The following is an 18480-nucleotide window of genomic DNA, read 5'->3' on the forward strand; positions in this document are numbered from 1 at the left end:
ACCGATGTCTATCGTTGCCCTGCGGATAATAGTCTGAGCCGAGGTCTCACGGGCGCGCCGCGTGTTCGCTCCGTTTCGATGAATGCTTATCTGGGTGATCGCGGAGGTCCATTCTCGGGCGGTTATTGGCAGTTCAGGAAGTACAGCCAGATCGCGAATCCGGCGCCTTCCAAAACCTGGGTCTTTGTGGACGAACGCGAGGACAGCATTAACGACGGCTGGTTCGCCGTCGATATGGACTCGTATGATCCGCTTCGATCCTCGGGCCATCGGATCGTGGATTATCCGGCAAGTTATCATAACATGGCCGCGGGTTTTGCCTTCGCCGATGGCCACGCGGAGATCAAGAAATGGGTCGATATTCGGACGGCTCCGCGCCTTCGCAAAGGCCAGCCGCTTGCGCTGGGAGCCTCCTCGCCCAACAACAAAGACGTGGATTGGATGCAGGAGAGAACCTCGTCCAAGATGGTCAACCCGACTCGCTTTTAGCGCGAGCACGGTTCCCCTGTTTTTGAATTTTGCAAAATGGTTCGCGCTCGCGCGAACCATTTTTTGTTTTCCTTCCCATGAACCGTCTTCCCATGAACCGTTCCCTCTGGATCGTGGCCTTTAGGCCGCTTCAGCGCTCGACTCCGGACGGTGCGCGGAAGCAGCCTGAAGGCTGCGGTCCGCACGGTTGTGGGTTCAAGGACCGTGTGCACGGCTTTTTGGCCGTGGAAACTTCCCATGAACCCGGTAGGGCGAGCCTGTCCCCAGCAAGCCTGTCGGACGTGTTCCGAGCGCGTCGAGCGGCTCGCCGGGACGGACTCGCCCCTGCTACCAGGTTCATGGGGCGAGAGCATGGTAATCTGACTAGGGAAGCTTTCCCCGATCAGCCGACGTTGTGAGGATTAAGCCGCAACGGATCAGGACGCACGGACTGCAAGTTGACGCGGACGGACCCGGCCAGGGTGCAATGGACGCGTCCCGGCAGTCCTTCAAGCGTCGATTTCTGGCGGTGTGCCTTTGCGCGGTCTCCGCAGGACTGCTGGCTGCGATCGCCTCCCGGTGGATTCTTCAAGCTCCTGAGCCGCCTGTCCCCCAGCAATTGGATAAGCTGGATCCTCAAGCGCGCGCCTACGTCGAAGAAACATTGAAGTGGGTGCGCAGCGCGCCTCGGGATTGGAATCGGCACGCGACTTTGGGGATTGTTTATGCGGCGAACTCGCTCTGGACGGAGGCGCGTCTGGCTTTCTCCAACGTGGTCCATCTCAATCCGAAGGAACCGCTGGCGCATTTGTATGTGGGAATCTCGCATCAGGAACTGGCCGAAGCGGATCAAGCCTTGCAGATCTTTCGCGAAGTCACCCGGCGTTTTCCCGGCTTCGCCCAGGGCTATTATCGGCTGGGTGAGGCTCTGCTGAAAGCAGGCGACCTGGATAACTCCGAAAAAGCATTTCAGCGCCTGGCGGAGTTGGCACCGAAGGAATGGCGAGGGTACGCGGGAATCGGCGACGTCCATTTGCGCCGAGGAGAGTTCAGCCAGGCCGTGAAATGGCTCGAACAGGCGGTGCAACTGGATTGGAGCGCCGCCCGGGCCCATCATTTGCTAGGCACGGCCTTGCGGGAAACCGGGCGCATCGCGGAAGCGGAGATCGAGCTCAGTCTGGGCCTGAATGCGGTCTCTTATCCGATGCCGGATGCTTGGTTCGAGCGGGCGCCGGAACACATGAAGTTGCTTCAGGATCAACTGGTGAAAGCGGAGGAAGCCGCTCAAGCGGGACAACCGGATGAGTCGGTGAGAATCCTTGAGGAAGCCATGCGGTTTCACCCCACAAACGCCATGGTCCTAAACAATCTCGCGATCGCCCTGAACCGTTCCGGCCAACCCCAGAAAGCGCGGCCACTGCTCCTCAAACTGCTCCAGAGCGACAGCAAGTATTTACCGGCGCACATCACGCTTTCGTTCGCGAATCAGTTGCTGGGATCGCATCAGGATGCCTTGGCTTGCGCGGAGCGCGCCGTTGAATTGTCCCCAACTACTGCGCAGGCTCACGTTGCCAGAGCGAACGCTTTGCTCGCCATGGAACGCGACGCGGAGGCCGTTGAAGCGTTGGAGACGGCGTTGCGCTGCGATCCCAAAAATGCTGAGATTCAAATCGAATTGGGCGATGTGAAATGGCGAAATCTGAATCGGCCTGACGAAGCGCTGGCGCACTACAAGAAAGCGATTCAACTGAATCGCATGCTCTTGAAGGCGCACGTGCGCCACGCGGAATGGGCAATCGAGCGCGGGGATGCAGCCGAAGCCGAAGCGGCCGCCGCCATGATTCGCCGGCTTGCACCGCGCGAACCCGGCCTGGTTATCCTTGAGAACCGCATACAGAAACTCCGATCTCGACGGTAGGGCGAATCCGTCCCGGCGAGGCGCTCGACCGGCTTGGAGTACGTTCGGATCGGCCTTTGAACCGAGCGTCCGGAGCGCCGGTCTCCGACCCGGCGCGTTTCGGCGACGCCAAATCTTCGCGCCGAAGTGGAGTTCGGCGCTCCGATTCATGGGGAGTTTCCACGGCTTCGAAGTCGTGCGCGCGTCTCATGAACGGGTAGGGACGCGTTCCCTGGGAACTTTGCTGTCCCTCACGGAACTGCGCACGAGCCTTGAACCGAAGACCATGCGGACCGCAGCCTTTAGGCTGCTTCCACGCACTCTCCGCAGTCGAGCGTTGAGGCGGTCTAAAGGCCGCAGTCCGAAGTGACGGTTCAGGGGCATTTTCTTTGGTCTCAGGACCATGCTCACCGTCAATGAACTGAAAACTGCGCGGACCGCAGCCTTTAGGCTGCTTCCGGCCCCGGTCTGGAGTTCGGCATTGAAGCGGCCTGAAGGCCGCGGTCCGAAGAGGCGGTTCATGGGAAGAACGCTTCTTGTGTTGACGGGGTTCTTGGTTTGCGCTGTGGCGATAGGTTGTTCGAAAGCGCCGCCGCCGGCCAATCCGAGTCTTCCGGCCAAGCGGGTTGTGGAGACATCCGACCTTTGGTTTGAGGAAGTCGTCGCACAGGCTCATGTGGATTTCAAACATTCGTCCGGCGCTTTCGGCCGTTTCTGGATTCCGGAGATGATGGGGGGCGGAGTTGGTCTTCTCGATTTCGACGGAGATGGTCTGCTCGACATCTTTTGCGTGAATTCCGGCTCCTTGAACCCGTTGGCCACCCACCGGCCCGGCCACAAACTCTACCGGAATCTGGGCCAGTGGAAATTCGAGGACGTAACGAATCGGGCCGGCGTTGGGGGTCACGGCGAATACGGCATGGGCTGCGCTTGCGCGGATTACGACGGGGACGGTGACCTGGACATCTATGTCACCAATCTTGGCCAGGATCTGCTCTATCGAAACAACGGCGATGGGACGTTTTCCGATGTCACCCGCGAAGCCGGCCTCAAGGACGAATCCTGGGGCACCAGCGCCGCCTTCTTCGATTACGACGGCGACGGCCATCTTGATCTCGTGGTCGCGAATTACATTCATTGGTCGCCGGAAAAGGAACTCGAATGTTTTTCGCAGGGCGGGCTGCGGGATTACTGTTCACCCATGAATTACAAAGCTGCGGCGATGGACACGCTCTACCACAACAAAGGTGACGGCACATTCGAGAACGTCACGCGATCCGCGGGGCTGGCTGAAGCATACGGAAATGGCCTCGGCGTGGTTTGCGCGGACTTCGACGGTGACGGTCGCCTCGATATGTTTGTGGCGAACGATGCCATGCCCAATCAGCTCTGGATGAACCAGGGCCACGGCAAATTTGCGGACCAGGCGATGATCCGCGGTTGCGCGGTGAACGCTTACGGCACTCCCAGGGCCGGCATGGGAGTGGCGAGCGTCGATCTCGATCAGGACGGCTGGCTGGATTTGTACGTGACGCACCTGGTTGGTGAAGGCAACGGCGTGTTCGTGAACCGGAACGGCTATTTCACGGACACGCACAATCCCAAGGGACCCGCCGCAGCGAGCTTCGCTTACACAGGCTTCGGCGTGGTCTTCGCCGATTTCGATCATGACGGACAACTGGACGGCTACTTTGCGAATGGCCGGGTCAAATACGGCCAGCGGCAGCTTGATTCCCAAGACCCCTACGCCGAGCCAAACATGTTGGTGCGCGGGCTGGGGAAGGGCGAATTTGAGGAGGTTATGCCGCGCGGCGGCGTTGGCCAGCCCTTGCTCGCGACCAGCCGGGGTGTGGCGTGGGGCGATCTGGATAACGACGGCGATATCGACCTCGCCGTGATCAACCGCGATGGCCCGGTGCACTTGTTGCGGAATGTCGCGGCCAAACGCGGAAACTGGATCTCGTTCAGGGTGCTGAACCGCAAGGCCAGCCATGCGGTCAACGCGAGTCTGAGGGTTGAGGCGGGAGGCAAGACCTTCTGGCGTCACGTTCAGCCCAACCAGAGTTACTGTTCGAGTCATGATCCGCGCGTCCACATCGGCCTCGGCCCTGTCTCCAGCGTTGATCGCGTGACCGTGCGCTGGCCTTATGGAGGCGAGGAAACGTTTGGCCCTTTTGCGGCAGGCCGACACTTCGATCTTCGCGAAGGCGCCGGGCAAAAGTAGCCGTCATCACGCGCATCTCCGTTTCTCGCATCATCCTCGCGGAGGATTTTGGCTTGATGGCTGGGGGAACGGCTCCTAGAGTTCCGCGCATGAACAAGCCCCATTCTGCAGTTTTCCTCGTCGTTTTCACAATCCTCATCACGTGCCTTGGATCGGGTTGCGCCAAAAAAGAAACGGTCAATGTCTCAGCGCAAACTGCTGGATTGAAGAGCCCGGACAAGGACACCCGAATTAACGCCTGCATCGAACTGGCCAAAGCCGGTCCGAACGCGGCTTCCGCTGTGCCGGATCTTATTCCGCTCCTGAAGGACCAGGACGCAGAAGTTCGCCGGCTCGCTGCTTACGCTCTCTACGAAATCGGTGAAGGCGCCAAAGCCGCGATCCCGGCTGTGAAAGCATTGATGAGCGATCGCGATCCGGCCGTTGTTCAACAAGCCTTGAATACATTGCGCGCGATCGATCCGGCGGCCAAAGACCTTCAAGCTCCCCCCAATGTGGCGACCGGAGTGAAGCCTTGAAGCGCCCAGAGACACCTCGCTTCAATCTCCGGAATTCAGCGCTTTCTCGAATCCTCCGGCCTGCTTCTCGAAATCCGCTCACTTGCAGCAAAACCAAGTCAGGAACCCCCATGAACAAACTGTCCTCACTCAATCCTCCCACGCCCTCAGGATTCCATCCGCGTCGCGGCGGATTCACGCTCATTGAATTGCTGGTCGTCATCGCGATCATTGCCATTCTGGCGGGAATGCTTCTGCCCGCTCTGGCCAAAGCCAAGACCAAAGCCCAGGGAATCATGTGCATGAACACGATCGAATTGTCATGAGCTTTCACGGAGGCAGCACGCTCTCCTTCGCCAATGATCCGAAGAATGCTCCCTGGGTGATCGGCTGGCTGACCTGGGATACGTCACAGGACAACACCAACCTGCTCTACCTCATCGATGAGAAGTATTCCAAGCTCGCCAAATACTTCGGCAACACAAAGAACATTTTCAAATGTCCGTCAGATATCTATTTGGCTCCTTCACAGCGGAATCGAGGCTGGACGCAGCGCGTCCGGAGCATTTCCGGAAACATCGGCATTGGAGACGGCAACGCCGAAACCGGGCCCTGGGAGTCCCTTTACAAGCACATTCGAAAGACTTCGGAATTCGTGTTTCCGGGCCCCTCCGAGACCTGGGTTTACCTGGACGAACATCCCGACAGCATCAACGACGCGGGCTTTTTCAACCCGCGCGTGAGCAGTTGGATCGATCAACCCGCCACCTATCACAATGGCGCGTCTGGGTTCGCATTTGCGGACGGCCATTCGGAGATTCACAAGTGGGTCGGGTCGCTGAAGCAGCCCCGGGCGCAGAAAGTGAAATTGAACACCTCCGTCGATGCGCCCGCAAAAGCCGGCGACGCGGATATTCGTTGGATCAGCTATCGCAGCGGACGAACTTCTGAAAAGTCCTACTGACCTCCTGAAAAAAGAAGATTCGGGCAACAGACGCCAAGGAGGTGAGGGTGGAGAACCCTGCTGAAGAAACGTGCTGTCACCCGAATCAAATCTTCAATGAACTTATACAATCCCCCGGGCCGGCATGTCGAATAATTTTTTCCGCGCACCGGGTAAAACCTTGTTCGCCCAACCTTCACTCCAGCAAACCTGTGCTTATCCTGCCTTGAAGCCGTCCGCCTTGCCACTAGGCAATTCCTGGGTAGGCAAGAACCCCATCTGTTGGGAACGCGCGCTCTGAGTGGGTCCTCACTGCTTTCGGTGGCTGATAACACTCGAATCCTGAGGAGCCAATTGGCTGTGGTCTGCTTCCGTTCCCCCTCCATGGCCCTCTCCGCAGGCACGTGTTTAGCGTGGTAGGGACGGATTCCACTCCGTCTCTCCGCAGGCACGTGTTTAGCGTGGTAGGGACGGATTCCACTCCGTCCCCAATCAAGCCCTGAGGCAGACCGCCGCCCGGGAAGAGACGATGGGCCAACGGAGGCTCCTGGTTTTCCGTGGTCCATCTCTCCCTTCAAGAGACGCCTCAAGGATTGGTCAGGGACGGAGTGAAATCCGTCCCTACCGAGGTTGGAGGGAGGCTGCGCTCGCGGCTGACGCGAACCACTCAAAGGAGCGAGGCCCCCCTAGGCCTCAACTGCGGTCCGGTGCTTCCAGGGGGAGGATGCCAGCCCGAATGGCGTAGCGCACCAACCCAGGCACATCATGAATGTCGAGGCGATCCATCAACTGGGCTCGATGAAATTCGACGGTCTTCGCGCTCAAACGGGTCAACGCGGCAATTTCCTTGGTATTCCTGCCTTCGGCAATCAACTGAAGGATTTCACGCTGGCGCGGCGTGAGGTATTCAAGGGGGAATTTCAAATCAGAACCCTTTTCCTGAAGGTGTTCCGTGGCTCGTTTGGCCAGCGCCGGGCTCAAATACGTCGTCCCGCTGGCGACGGCGCGAATCGCGGTTTCCAACTCGGCGGTCGCGGCTTTCTTGAGAAGATATCCGGATGCGCCCGCCCGCATCGCTTGCAGCACATACTCCTCGTTCATGTGCATCGAGAGAATGATCACCCGCGCATCCGGGAATTCTCCCAACACGCGCGTCGTCGCTTCCAGTCCGTTCATGACGGGCATGCCAATGTCCATCAGCACGATGTTGGGGCGACCGGACCGCACCAGCGCGAGAACTTCTCTTCCGTCGGCAGCTTCGGCGATGACAACCACATCCGGCATTCTTTCTAACAAAGATCGGAGGCCGGCGCGAACGAGCGTGTGGTCGTCCGCGAGAAGGATGCGAATCGGGTTCATGCCTGGCCAGAGATCAAATCGGCCTGCGGGGCCTTAGTGGTCATGCACTTCATCTTCCGCGGCCCGGCCAGACCTCCGGCAAGGAAGCCACGCGTGAACCTCCGGACACGATCTCAATCGGGAACGTTTTCTCGGAGTTCCTGCAGCCAGACTTTCGATTCCGAATCGCTCGGCGCGCGCCAATCACCCCGCGGCGAAAGCGAGCCGCCGGAACCGACTTTGGGGCCATTCGGAATGGCGGAGCGCTTGAACTGGCTGACCTGGAAAAATCGGTGGAGAAACACTTCGAGCCACCGCTTGATGGTGGGCAGGCCATACGCTTGCCTTTTCTCCAAGGGCACCAGGTCCGGCCACCCGCCGCGGCTCTTGTCTCCCCAGGCATGATGGCACAGGAACGCCACTTTGCTCGGACGAAATCCGAACCGGGAAATGTAGTAGAGGTTGAAGTCCTGCAATTCGTACGGCCCGATCGTTTCCGCGGTCTTCTGCGCCGGCTTGCTGGAATCGCCGCCGTGGTGCGGGACGAGTTCGGGCGAAATCTCCGTCTCCAGAATCGACTGCAGCACCGCGTGCGTCTCCGCGTCGAACTGGCCGGTCGAGATCACCCAGCGGATCAAGTGCTGAATGAGCGTCTTCGGGACGGACACGTTCACGTTGTAATGTGACATGTGATCACCCACGCCATAGGTCATCCAGCCCAGCGCCAGTTCGCTCAGATCGCCCGTGCCCAGCACGAGCGCGTGGTGCAGGTTCGCCAGGCGGAACAGATGCGAAGTGCGTTCGCCCGCCTGCACGTTCTCGAACGTCACGTCATACACCGGCTTGCTTTCCGCATACGGATGCCCGATGTCGCGGAACATCTGCAAACACGCCGGCTTGATGTCGATTTCGCCCGCCTTGACCTTCAGCGCGGCCATGAGCCGGCGCGCGTTCTTCAACGTGAGATCACTCGTGGCAAAACCGGGCATCGTGAATGCCAGGATCTGATCGCGCGGCAATCCCAGCCGATCCATGGTCTTGGCCGCGACGATCAACGCTTGCGTCGAATCCAGCCCTCCCGAGACACCGATGACCACGCGCTTCAATCCGGTCGCCGAAAGGCGTTTGACCAGGCTGTGGACCTGAATATTATAGGCTTCATAACAGCGCTGGTCCCGCACGCGCGGATCGCTTGAAACGTACGGGAATCGCGCCACGGTTCGCGTCAATTCAGTCTTCCCGTGCGGCACCTGGAAGGAGAATAGAACACGCCGCATGGCTTGAATTCGTTCGCGGCAATCATGGACGGAATCGTTGAAACTCGAAGTCCGCATCCGCTCCTGGATCAGCCGCTCCAGATCGACGTCCGCCGTGATGATCCGCTCCTTGTCCGAAAATCGCTCAGACTCCGCCAGCACTTCGTTGTTCTCGCAAATCAGCGCTTGGCCGTCCCACGCCAGATCCGTCGTGGACTCGCCCGGACCCGCTGCGGAATACAGATAAGCGGCAATGCACCGCGCTGACTGCGAGGCGCACAAGCTCCGCCGATATTCCGCTTTGCCGATCGTGATGTTGCTCGCCGAGAGATTCGCCAGCACGGTCGCGCCCGCCAGCGCCGCGTAGGTGCTGGGCGGAATCGGCGTCCACACGTCTTCGCAGATTTCGACGTGCAGTTTGAAGCCCTCAAGGTTTGCAGCCTCGAAAATGAGGTCGTTTCCAAAAGGGAATTTCCTTCCTTGAAAAAGTACTTCCCCTCCGATGGCTTCGCGCGCGGACGCAAACTGCCGTTTCTCGTAGAACTCCCGGTAATTCGGCAGGTAAGTTTTGGGCACGAATCCCAGCAAGTGCCCCCGGTGGATCACGACGGCGCAATTGAACAACCTGGCGTCGAACCGGAGCGGCGCGCCCACGATGAGCACGCACGCGAGCGTTTCGCTGGCCTTGACCAGGGAGAGAATCGCATCTTTCGTTGCTTCCAGCAACGCGTCCTGCTGAAACAGGTCCTCATTCGAATACGCGGAAAGGCCCAGTTCAGGGAACAACGCGAGCGCGGCGCGGGCCTCTGACGCCGTCTGCGCCAGTTGCAGCGTGCGTTCGAGATTGAACACGGGGTCCGCGACCCGCACCGCCGGGATGCACACCGCGGCGCGAATGAAGCCGTGGGAGTAAATGGAGTCGAATGGTTGTTGCATTCTGATGCGTTCTCGGCTACGGCTGCCGACAAAGTAGCGCAGATTTTCAATCTGCTGTATCGCCGAATCGCATTCGGCAGGGGGTCGGGAGAGCCAAGCGCACTCCACCCGCCGTGACCATGCGGATTGCAAATCCGCGATACAGCAGAATTCAATTCTGCGCTACTTTGTCAATGGCCCTGGGGCGTTCCCATCAACACCCTGCCTACTCTAGCGGAGGGGGCTGAAATTGCGAATGTTTGTTATTTCAGTATGCGGCCATGCCTCAGTTTACTGCGGTGGAGCGAGACTCCCGCCAAGCCAATGCCATCAGGGAAAGGCTCGGCTGGAGCCTCGCCCCACCTTAACTGAAGGGATTCCTTATGCTTGAAACCGCTGTTTACGACACCAAGCCGTACGACCGCCAGTATCTGACCGCGGCCACGCATCACATCAAGTGGCGTTTCCATGAATTCCGGCTCAGCGCGGACACCGCCGTCGCTGCCAAAGGCGCGCAAGCCGTCTGCGTTTTCGTGCATGACGTCGCCGATCGCTCCTGCCTGGCGACCCTCTCCAAACTGGGCATCCGTTTGCTGGCGTTGCGCTGCGCCGGCCACAACAATGTGGACCTGGCGGCCGCGCGCGCTCTCAATCTGGCGGTCGTGCGCGTGCCGGCTTATTCCCCGCACGCGGTCGCCGAGCACACCATCGCCTTGCTTCTGGCACTCAGCCGGAAGATCCATCGGGCTTACAATCGCGTGCGCGAACACAATTTCGCCCTCAACTCGCTCATCGGATTTGAAATCCACGGCAAAACTGTCGGCGTCGTCGGGACTGGCAAGATCGGCCGGATCACCGCGCAAATCTTTCGCGGCTTCGGCGCCCAGGTGGTGGCCTACGACCCGGCGCCGTCGCAGGACTGGGCGGCGCAGCAGAATGTAACTTATCTCGACTGGCAGGCTTTGCTGGCTCAAAGCGACATTATTTCACTTCACCTTCCGCTACTCACGGAGACGCATCACCTGTTGAACGCCGAGGCCTTTGGGCGCATGAAACGCGGCGTGATCGTCCTCAACACCAGCCGCGGCAAGCTGATCGATACGCGCGCATTGATCGCGGCCTTGAAGCGGGGCGCCGTGGGCGGGATCGCGCTCGACGTGTACGAAGAGGAGGAAGGCATTTTCTTCGAGGACCTCTCGGATCAAGTGCTCCTGGACGATTTGCTACCGCGGCTGCTCAGTTTCCCCAACGTTTTGATCACGGCGCATCAGGCTTTTTTCACGCACGAAGCGATGACCGAAATCGCGCGCGTCACGACCACGAATCTTCTGAAGTTGGAGACAGCCGAACCGTGGTTGCCGGGCACGGCGCTGTGATCCGCGCGATGAGATCAACGCCCGACTGCGGCTTTTCCGATCAACCGAAGAAACTCGCCGTACGTTTCATCCGTGATCTTGCGCTCGGCCTGATCGAGTCCCAAACGCACCACGACCATGCGCCATTCCGGAATGACAAACAGCCGATTGTTATTGTGTCCGGCCGCGGCGAAAACCCCGGCCGGCGCTCCGGGCCAAAGCCACTTGCCGTCGGCTTTCACCCCGTTTCGCCACCAGTTGAAGCCATGTCGATATCCGTGCCTTTCCAGATCAGGCGTCCGTGGCGGACAATGACGACTTCTTTGACGCCATCGCTGCCGGCGTGGCGTTCCAGGAATTGGACTGCCGAAGTCAATTTATCCGGGGCCACGCCCTGTGAAGCCGGAGTGGCTTCTTCCCACTGGCGGCCTGGGAATGCCATGTCAGGCGCAGCGATTGTGGATAAACCGAACAAGGCAAAGAACAGCAGAAGGGCGGAAAACCTTAGTGCGTGCATTCGGATCAAATGACAGGTGATGTTCCGTGCGTCAAAATCCGCCTCGCAAGAGCCGGCAGTTCTGCCCATCAACCTGCGGTACGTGTTTAGCGTTGGTACCAACGCTACACCCATGCGTGCCGCATCGACACCTTCACCGCGCATTGATAGCGTGGCCAGGCAATCGCCTCCGAGATCATGTCCAAACGAGCGAGCATCATTGTCGTTTGCCTCTTGCTGCTGGCTGCACTCGGCTTTTGGTTCTTCCAATCCGCGAGGTTGTCCGAGAAAAGGCTGAGTCAAGATTCGGTTTTTGACTCAAACACACCCTCTGCCGCGCCCGCAGTTGACGAGCCACTGGCTGATGGTCTCCGGAAGATCGAGGCTCGCCGGCTGCACCTGGATCAAACGGTCTGGGCCGATGAACTCACGGCGCAGCGCCACGAAGCCGTTTTCATCAAACTCTGGGACGATCTTCGAAGCGCCGAGGATGCCGGCGTGGTGCTGACCAATTTTGCGTTTGGCGAGCTTCGGCTTGGAACTCTCGGCCCGGCTGATCCGCGCGAACATGGCATTGCGGTTCAACGCCTGGGCGATCCCATTCAACGATTGGAACCTCACAAGTGGCGGGAGTGGGTCGCGAGTCTCAAACAGCAAGGCTGGCGGCTGGAGCAGTCGGAATGGCGGCACAAGCGCTTCGCCGTGAACAGCCAGGGCGTTTCGGAATCGCTCATCTTCATGACGCTGCACGCCGCCAGATCGAACGCCAGCCAACGCTGCGTGGCGCGGGGAAACCTTCGCGTCGAATGGCGCAAATCCAGGAAGACCGGTGGCGAGCCGTTTCCCGAGTTGATCGACGTGACCCAACTGGAGGTTTTGTCGCGCACGAGGCAACTGCCCTTTCATCACGTCGTCGCTGCGGATCTGACGCCGGAAAAAGCTGAGCCGAGTTCGCTCGAACCTAGTCTGCAGCTTTACGATTTGGATGGAGACGGCTTGTCCGAGATCATCGTGGCTCCGCGAAACCGGATTTTCTGGAACCGAGGACAAGGCGTGTTCACGCCGGACCGGTTTCTCTCATTTCCCCTGCCCGCAATGAACGCGTTTCTTCTGGCCGACTTCGACGCCGACGGGTTGGCGGACCTTCTCGCGGCCGATCCCCAAGGGCTGGCCTTATTTGCCGGAGATGAAAAAGGCCGATTTCTCAAGCCTCCAAAACGGCTTCGATTCACAGCTCAGGAGTTGGCGAATCCAATTGTGATGACCGCCGGAGACATCGATCGCGACGGCGATCTCGACGTCTGGCTCGCGCAATACAAGGTGCCGTACCAGAGCGGACAGGTGCCGACGCCTTATTACGACGCCAACGATGGCTGGCCCTCGTTTCTGCTCGTGAACGACGGGCGCGGAAACTTCGCGGATCGGACCGCACAGGCGGGCCTGGCCGCCAAACGCTTTCGCCGCACCTACAGCAGCTCGTTGGTCGATCTCGATGACGACCGGGATCTGGATCTCGTAGTCGTCAGCGATTTTGCCGGCACCGATGTCTATTTCAACGACGGGAATGGAAACTTCACTGAGGCGACCTCCCGCGTGCTGGATGAGGCGCGCGCCTTCGGCATGGCACATACGTTCGGCGATTTTGACCGCGACGGGCATTTGGATTTTTTTGTCATCGGCATGAACTCGTTCGTCGCGGATCGGCTCGACGCGCTCCAGGCCGGCGCGCCTGAATTCCCGGAGCACGCGCGGATGCGGCCCAAGATGGCGCAGGGCAATCGGCTCTATTTCTGGCGCGACGGAGTTTTCCAGCAAACGCACCTGAGCGGCCTGGTTGCGCGGTCGGGCTGGTCCTGGGGGGGGACAAGCGGCGACTTTGACAACGACGGCGATCTGGATCTTTACGTCGCAAACGGCCACATCAGCGGGCGCTCCGCCAGGGACTACGAGCCGGAGTTCTGGCAGCACGATATTTATCTGGGCGGCTCGAAGAACGATCCGGCGCTCGAACGCTATTTCCAGTCGGTCCGAATGCGCTACCAGGGCGCCGGACTTTCCTACGGCGGGTTTGAAAAGAATCGCCTCTATCTCAACGAGGCCGGGAAATCGTTTCTCGAAGCCGCTCACCTCCTGGGCGTGTCTCTGGAGGAGGATTGCCGGAACGTCGTGAGCGACGATCTGGACGGCGACGGCAAGCTCGACTTGCTCGTGGTCGCGTTTCAAACGTGGCCGGAGATTCGGCAAGCCTTGCACATTTTTCCAAACTTCACGGAGAAGCCGGGCCATTGGATCGGATTTCGGCTCCGCGAATCCGGATCTGGATTTTCGCCCGTGGGCGCCAAGGTGATCCTTACGACGGCGAGCGGAGCGCAAGTTCGCCACCTGGTTACCGGCGATTCCTATCGCTCGCAGCATGCGAACACGGCTCACTTCGGTCTGGGCGCGGACTCGGCTGTGCGCAGCGTCGAGGTAGTCTGGCCGGCTGGAGAAAAGACAAAGATTGATAGTCCGGCCATCAACCGATACCACGAAATCAAAGCGCCGGCCTCCCGGATGGGACGCCTTTCCAAGTGAGACTTCGTCCCAAACTTTGTCGAACCTCCCTGAGCCGTGTCTATTCAGCTTCGGTGGGGAGCGCACGCGCCTCGCGTGCCGTGGTCGGCGCCCTCGCCGGCCACAAGGGTTGCCATCGGACAGGCCACCCTCAATGTCCAAACTCCTGGACGGATACAAAGGCATGGCCTTTGGACTTCCCGCTCCAGACTGGTTCACTTACCGGTCCCTCGCGCTGGGAAAATCTGCCCTGATGGCGCTGCCGCGTCCTCCATTCGACTGCACCTGGCGACCGGCCGTTGCGTATGAGTTGCCGCTGACGCGTCTGCAAACCCTGAGGCACATAATCAAGCAAAGGCTGCGCCTCCTGGAGTTTCACAATGTCTTTGGCGCCCCTCAGGGGTTTTATTATGACGAATGGATTTATGGCGCCTGGATCACCAATGTCGTGTTAACCACTAAAATCTGCGTTTATTTATCCGCGTTCATCTGCGGTTGAACTCCCTTTCCCGGGTTCAAGGCCCCGGCGCGCGGCGCGCAAGTCGCAAGGTCTCTGCAGCGCCACTTTTTCCGGAACGAACTTCACACCCCGCCGACGTGAACTCCAGGGTGACGGCGCCGACATCGCCCGTGTACAGAACTGGAACCCGCGTGCGCGCCAGGCGCGCCCGGAGTTTCCAGCTTACGCGCGCGGAAGACGGAGCCTCCGCGCTGGCGACGATGATCAGCCGAGGGCGGATCGCTTCGACCAAAGCCGCGGTGACCGGTTCGCCTTGAGCTGGAAGTCCCGTCACGAGGATATCGGCCTGCAAGTTCGTCTGGCGCTCCACCAGCGCACGCTGCCCCAGACGTCCCAGGTCGGAGAGCAAAAGGACTCGCGTTCCGCAAAACTCGCCGAGCAGCACGACCGCATTATCGTCGGCTTGGGCGAAATGGTCGCCGGCGTCCGGGTGCAATACGCTCCAGCCCGCGAACTGATCGCCGCGGCGGAGTTGGCGGCAGGCTACCTTCGAGTCTTCCAAATCACTCATCACATTTCGATAAGCCCCGGATCGGAATCGCGCAGGACTGACCGCCACGAGCGCGGGCGAGAACTGTTCTTTCAAATAGGGCCAGCCGCCGACGTGATTGATGTCACCGTGCGTAAGAAGGACGTTGGCCAGTTGTTTGACGCCCTGGGACCGGAGAAAAGGTCGGACGGTGAATTCAGCGGCGGCGCGGCTCCCCGGATCGATCAACAGATCATTCTTCTTCCCCGGCGCATCGCAATGAATGCCGCTCCCGCCCAAAGGAAGAATGGTCAGTCGGGCGAGGCGATCGGCGTATGCGCGCTGGGTGAGCCAAATTCCGATCACAATCACCGCCGTGGCCGCCGCCCATTTTCGCCGCTGCGGAGCGAACACCCAGCCCGAACAGCAAAGGCCGAGCGCCGCATAGTAAACTACGAATCCCGGCAGCGAAGGGGGTCGGACGTAGAAGTAAGCCCCGGGCAATTCCGCCGTCCAGTGGCTGATGGCCACCATTCCTTTCATCCAGAACCACGCGCTGTGATTGAAAAGTTCCGTCAGCCACGGAAGCCAGTCGCCGCACACCAAACTGCCCAGATTGCACATGAGCGCGAGTCCGCTGAGCGGAACGATCGCGAGATTCGCCAGCAAACTGACCGGTGTAACGAGATAAAAGTAGTAAGCGATGAGCGGCAACGAGCCGAGCCAGGCGGCCAGCGACGTGGCTGCGCTGGTGGTCAGCCAATGCAGCGGACCGTCCAGCCAGCGCCGCCATTGCGGGCGCAATTCGGCGGGCAGGAATGGGTCCGTCTGCAGCAATCGCTGTCGCACTTGTTCGAGTGACGGCAAAAGCAGTCCAATGCTCAGCACCACAAAAAACGAGAGCTGAAAGCCGGCCTGAAACAGTTGAGACGGATCCCAGACCAGGATAATGAGACCCGCCGCGGCGAGCGAATTCACCAGGTCGCTGGGCCGCTGCAACGCCCAGCCGCCGATGATCACGTTCATCATGATGGTGGAGCGGATGGCCGACGCCTGCCAGCCGGTGGCTGCGGTGTAGAACCAGAGCAGCGGCACGGCCAGGAGACCGCACACCGGGCGAGGCAGGCGCATCACTCTCAAAACGCTCACGAGAATTCCCGCAATCAAGGCAATGTGCAGGCCGCTGATCGCGAAGATGTGCAGCGTGCCGGTTTGCATGAACGGCTCCGAGACTTCTCCGGTCAAACCGGTTTTCCAACCCAGCGCCATCGCCCAGAGCAGCCGCAAGGATTCGTCTTCGACAATCAACCCTCGGGCCAGCGTGGCTTGAGCCCAACGCAAGAAGCGCTCGGACATTGGGGTGGTGGACGTCGATTTGCCTCCGCTGCGCAGCGCCCAATCCTCCGGGCTTTCCACGGTCAATTGATAATAGATGCCGAGGGTTCTCAGATAAGCGCGGTAATCGAAAAGGCCATCGGCTGCGGCATTCGGGGGAAGTTGCAGCGCGCCGGAAATTTCCACGGACTTTCCGGCGAAGAATTCCGGGCCGAGCACGCCGGGAGTCGTCACCGCCACCCGGCCAGAAGCTGGCTGCCAGTCGCGAGCGCGATAACGCAAAATCTCTGTGACTTCGACGCGCGCCATCGTGCGCCAATGGATTTCCTGATCGCGCTCATACACGCGCTGGACAGGCTTTTCGGACAGGGCGCCGCGAAGGGTGGCGATTTCGGCGGTTTCGCCCAGCCACGTCCGGAGGTCGTGCGGGGAAAGAACGGCGTTTCGGCTTGTCAGATTTGCGCAACCGATCAACGGGATGAGCGGCCAAAGCAGAATCTTTCTCCGTGAACTCCAAACGAGCGCGGTAATCGAAAAGACAAAGGCGACGCCGAACACCGCGGACAGCGGAAATTCGACCCAGTGCGCCACAAGCACTCCGCATGCATAAAGCGTCGCAACGATGGGCAGTGGTCCACGCATAGAATATCACGTTGGCCTCAGAACGACCCAACAAAATGAGTCGCCGTCCCCAAAAGGATCGGCAGCTTGGCTCTGACCAACGGGTAATTCCCTCGCACGACCGAAAGAGAACACGTCGGAGCGCGTGATAGCAATCGAAAACATCCGAAAACCGCGGTGCTTCAAGAGTCCCATGAAAAGGAGCGCGGGCAGCCTGCCCGCCGGCCTTCACAGAGGGCCCAGAGGGCGCCTCTCTCGAAAAAATTCTACTTGCGAATTCGGGGCGAGAAATTAATCTCGCCGCCATGGAGGAGGTCAAGGAAACCCGATCCCGATTGGAGCTGCGAAACCGCAACTCATCACCCAAGGAGAATCATGAAAACAACCATCCGCAAACTCATCAGCGGGCTGTGCGTGCTGACCACGCTGGCTGCGCAAACCGCGTCCGGCTTTTACGACCCGGTCCTGCAACGCTGGCTCACGCTCGATCCCATCGGCGAAGCCGGCGGCATCAACCTCTACCAGTTCGCCGGGAACGATCCGGTCAACAAGATCGATCCCTGGGGGCACGAGGTCTTGATCTACTACACCGCACCGAACGGCCAGCCAACCGCCCGGCCACCTGACATCGGGTATTACCCTGCGCGCTACAAGGCTGTCGCCCTGATGGGTGCAGGGCTCGTCCCCGGAGTGGGCGAGGCGATGGACATGGATGTGCTCACCGACCCAGAATCCGCGTGGTGGGAAAAAGCTCTCGCGGGAACGAGTCTGAGTTTGAATGCGATCACCGAGGGCCTGTTGCCGAATGCAGGGGCTTTACTGCAAAGCAGTAAAACCCTCTGCAAGACACCGGCGCAGGTCAGGAAGGCCGCGATGTCATATAACGACGTTAAGCGGCAGATCGCGACTTTGGACTTTGGCACGCCTCGTAATGGCGCGGTCTTCTGGACTGGGTACCGCCAGGGAAATCAAGGCGTCGCCATGCAGTGGGCGAAGGCGAATGGGAAGTTTACGATCGAAATGACGCCCGGTGGAAAAAGGTTGAACAGCCTGGATCTCTTTGCGCCAAACAGCCCGTTCAGTCGTGCCGAGGCGACCGAACTTTGGAATGCAACGTCGGCACGATTTGCTCGGGGCGCCTCCGGTCATGTTACAGCATTTACCCGCGGAACCTCTGTTAATCCGAACACAGCGTTTTACGGTGTCGAGTTGCCCGTGCTCCGAGCGAATCCAAATGTCTCGCGAATGATCACCTATCGAGGTTACTAACAGGAACATATGTTCACTTGGCTCAACAAACAGGGTGTCAAATCGTCCAAGGGCTTCATTCTTCAGGGGGTGCACCGCTTTTACTATCATTACCTGGAAGGACAGCGATGCATCCAGGTTGATGTGGAGCCATGCACAGAGCCGGATGGCACTTATTCGGAGATTGTGTACCTGGACTCTTTGCAGCGATGGCAGCCGCCGTTTGATTCGGAGAAGCTAACCCAAAAACGTGTCTCTGAGATTCGCCAGAATATTTCGGAAGCCCTTGGCTTTATGGGGGTGAAACACAGTTTCAAGTAGCCGCTGACAAAGTCGCAGTGATTG

15 protein-coding genes and 1 pseudogene are annotated in these 18480 nt (G+C 59.6%); 11 read left to right on the forward strand and 5 right to left on the reverse strand.

Features of this window, described 5'->3' with window-relative positions:
* Positions 1 to 581: 581 nt before the first annotated feature.
* From FJ398_07715 to FJ398_07740, 6 genes and pseudogenes are all read left to right on the forward strand, one after another.
* Complete coding sequence (locus tag FJ398_07715; GenBank protein MBM3837842.1) at positions 582 to 887, forward strand: hypothetical protein; 306 nt, start codon at positions 582 to 584, stop codon at positions 885 to 887.
* 68 nt (positions 888 to 955) lie between these two features.
* Entirely contained in the window at positions 956 to 2386 is a 1431-nt protein-coding gene (locus tag FJ398_07720; GenBank protein MBM3837843.1) for a tetratricopeptide repeat protein, read from the forward strand.
* 382 nt (positions 2387 to 2768) lie between these two features.
* Positions 2769 to 4589: a CRTAC1 family protein gene (locus tag FJ398_07725; GenBank protein MBM3837844.1), complete on the forward strand. Its 1821-nt coding sequence runs from the start codon at positions 2769 to 2771 to the stop codon at positions 4587 to 4589.
* Between the two features lie 56 nt (positions 4590 to 4645).
* Positions 4646 to 5107 carry a HEAT repeat domain-containing protein gene (locus FJ398_07730; GenBank protein MBM3837845.1) on the forward strand — a complete coding sequence of 154 codons (462 nt, stop codon included), beginning with the start codon at positions 4646 to 4648 and terminating at the stop codon, positions 5105 to 5107.
* Positions 5108 to 5217: 110 nt separating this feature from the next.
* A pseudogene (locus FJ398_07735) lies at positions 5218 to 5394 on the forward strand (type II secretion system protein).
* Positions 5395 to 5408: 14 nt separating this feature from the next.
* Positions 5409 to 6050, forward strand: a complete 642-nt coding sequence (locus FJ398_07740) for a hypothetical protein (GenBank protein ID MBM3837846.1) — start codon at positions 5409 to 5411, stop codon at positions 6048 to 6050.
* A 672-nt stretch (positions 6051 to 6722) separates the two neighbouring features.
* On the opposite strand, the gene FJ398_07745 is transcribed toward FJ398_07740, so the two are convergent.
* Together FJ398_07745 and FJ398_07750 are read right to left on the reverse strand one after the other, a co-directional pair.
* Positions 6723 to 7388 carry a response regulator transcription factor gene (locus tag FJ398_07745; GenBank protein MBM3837847.1) on the reverse strand — a complete coding sequence of 222 codons (666 nt, stop codon included), beginning with the start codon at positions 7386 to 7388 and terminating at the stop codon, positions 6723 to 6725.
* A gap of 113 nt (positions 7389 to 7501) precedes the next feature.
* Complete coding sequence (locus FJ398_07750) at positions 7502 to 9559, reverse strand: NAD(+) synthase (GenBank protein MBM3837848.1); 2058 nt, start codon at positions 9557 to 9559, stop codon at positions 7502 to 7504.
* Positions 9560 to 9921: 362 nt separating this feature from the next.
* Here FJ398_07750 and FJ398_07755 point away from each other — a divergent pair, with 362 nt between their 5' ends.
* Positions 9922 to 10914: a 2-hydroxyacid dehydrogenase gene (locus FJ398_07755; protein MBM3837849.1), complete on the forward strand. Its 993-nt coding sequence runs from the start codon at positions 9922 to 9924 to the stop codon at positions 10912 to 10914.
* A gap of 14 nt (positions 10915 to 10928) precedes the next feature.
* Here FJ398_07755 and FJ398_07760 read toward each other — a convergent pair whose 3' ends face one another.
* Entirely contained in the window at positions 10929 to 11135 is a 207-nt protein-coding gene (locus FJ398_07760; protein ID MBM3837850.1) for a hypothetical protein, read from the reverse strand.
* Positions 11132 to 11410, reverse strand: coding sequence for a hypothetical protein (locus FJ398_07765; GenBank protein MBM3837851.1), 279 nt, complete (start codon positions 11408 to 11410; stop codon positions 11132 to 11134). The genes FJ398_07760 and FJ398_07765 overlap by 4 nt, the downstream gene beginning before the upstream one ends.
* A 177-nt stretch (positions 11411 to 11587) precedes the next feature.
* On the opposite strand from FJ398_07765, the gene FJ398_07770 reads away from it, so the two are divergent.
* Positions 11588 to 13963 carry a CRTAC1 family protein gene (locus FJ398_07770; GenBank protein ID MBM3837852.1) on the forward strand — a complete coding sequence of 792 codons (2376 nt, stop codon included), beginning with the start codon at positions 11588 to 11590 and terminating at the stop codon, positions 13961 to 13963.
* Between the two features lie 133 nt (positions 13964 to 14096).
* Positions 14097 to 14441 carry a hypothetical protein gene (locus FJ398_07775; GenBank protein ID MBM3837853.1) on the forward strand — a complete coding sequence of 115 codons (345 nt, stop codon included), beginning with the start codon at positions 14097 to 14099 and terminating at the stop codon, positions 14439 to 14441.
* A 16-nt stretch (positions 14442 to 14457) separates the two neighbouring features.
* On the opposite strand, the gene FJ398_07780 is transcribed toward FJ398_07775, so the two are convergent.
* Positions 14458 to 16908, reverse strand: a complete 2451-nt coding sequence (locus FJ398_07780) for a DUF4131 domain-containing protein (GenBank protein MBM3837854.1) — start codon at positions 16906 to 16908, stop codon at positions 14458 to 14460.
* A gap of 354 nt (positions 16909 to 17262) precedes the next feature.
* Here FJ398_07780 and FJ398_07785 point away from each other — a divergent pair, with 354 nt between their 5' ends.
* Positions 17263 to 18156, forward strand: coding sequence for a hypothetical protein (locus FJ398_07785; protein ID MBM3837855.1), 894 nt, complete (start codon positions 17263 to 17265; stop codon positions 18154 to 18156).
* Between the two features lie 9 nt (positions 18157 to 18165).
* Positions 18166 to 18456 carry a hypothetical protein gene (locus tag FJ398_07790; GenBank protein MBM3837856.1) on the forward strand — a complete coding sequence of 97 codons (291 nt, stop codon included), beginning with the start codon at positions 18166 to 18168 and terminating at the stop codon, positions 18454 to 18456.
* Positions 18457 to 18480: the final 24 nt, after the last annotated feature.

The sequence above is a fragment of the Verrucomicrobiota bacterium genome (genome assembly GCA_016871535.1).
Taxonomy (GTDB): Bacteria; Verrucomicrobiota; Verrucomicrobiia; order Limisphaerales; family SIBE01; genus VHCZ01.

Bases quoted from the DNA above. Each gene is read 5' to 3' on its own strand.
- FJ398_07715 (MBM3837842.1), top strand. From the start codon at position 582: ATGAACCGTTCCCTCTGGATCGTGGCCTTTAGGCCGCTTCAGCGCTCG.
- FJ398_07720 (MBM3837843.1), top strand. From the start codon at position 956: ATGGACGCGTCCCGGCAGTCCTTCAAGCGTCGATTTCTGGCGGTGTGC.
- FJ398_07725 (MBM3837844.1), top strand. From the start codon at position 2,769: ATGCTCACCGTCAATGAACTGAAAACTGCGCGGACCGCAGCCTTTAGG.
- FJ398_07730 (MBM3837845.1), top strand. From the start codon at position 4,646: ATGGCTGGGGGAACGGCTCCTAGAGTTCCGCGCATGAACAAGCCCCAT.
- FJ398_07740 (MBM3837846.1), top strand. From the start codon at position 5,409: ATGAGCTTTCACGGAGGCAGCACGCTCTCCTTCGCCAATGATCCGAAG.
- FJ398_07745 (MBM3837847.1), bottom strand. From the start codon at position 7,388: ATGAACCCGATTCGCATCCTTCTCGCGGACGACCACACGCTCGTTCGC.
- FJ398_07750 (MBM3837848.1), bottom strand. From the start codon at position 9,559: ATGCAACAACCATTCGACTCCATTTACTCCCACGGCTTCATTCGCGCC.
- FJ398_07755 (MBM3837849.1), top strand. From the start codon at position 9,922: ATGCTTGAAACCGCTGTTTACGACACCAAGCCGTACGACCGCCAGTAT.
- FJ398_07765 (MBM3837851.1), bottom strand. From the start codon at position 11,410: ATGCACGCACTAAGGTTTTCCGCCCTTCTGCTGTTCTTTGCCTTGTTC.
- FJ398_07770 (MBM3837852.1), top strand. From the start codon at position 11,588: ATGTCCAAACGAGCGAGCATCATTGTCGTTTGCCTCTTGCTGCTGGCT.
- FJ398_07775 (MBM3837853.1), top strand. From the start codon at position 14,097: ATGTCCAAACTCCTGGACGGATACAAAGGCATGGCCTTTGGACTTCCC.
- FJ398_07780 (MBM3837854.1), bottom strand. From the start codon at position 16,908: ATGCGTGGACCACTGCCCATCGTTGCGACGCTTTATGCATGCGGAGTG.
- FJ398_07785 (MBM3837855.1), top strand. From the start codon at position 17,263: ATGAAAACAACCATCCGCAAACTCATCAGCGGGCTGTGCGTGCTGACC.
- FJ398_07790 (MBM3837856.1), top strand. From the start codon at position 18,166: ATGTTCACTTGGCTCAACAAACAGGGTGTCAAATCGTCCAAGGGCTTC.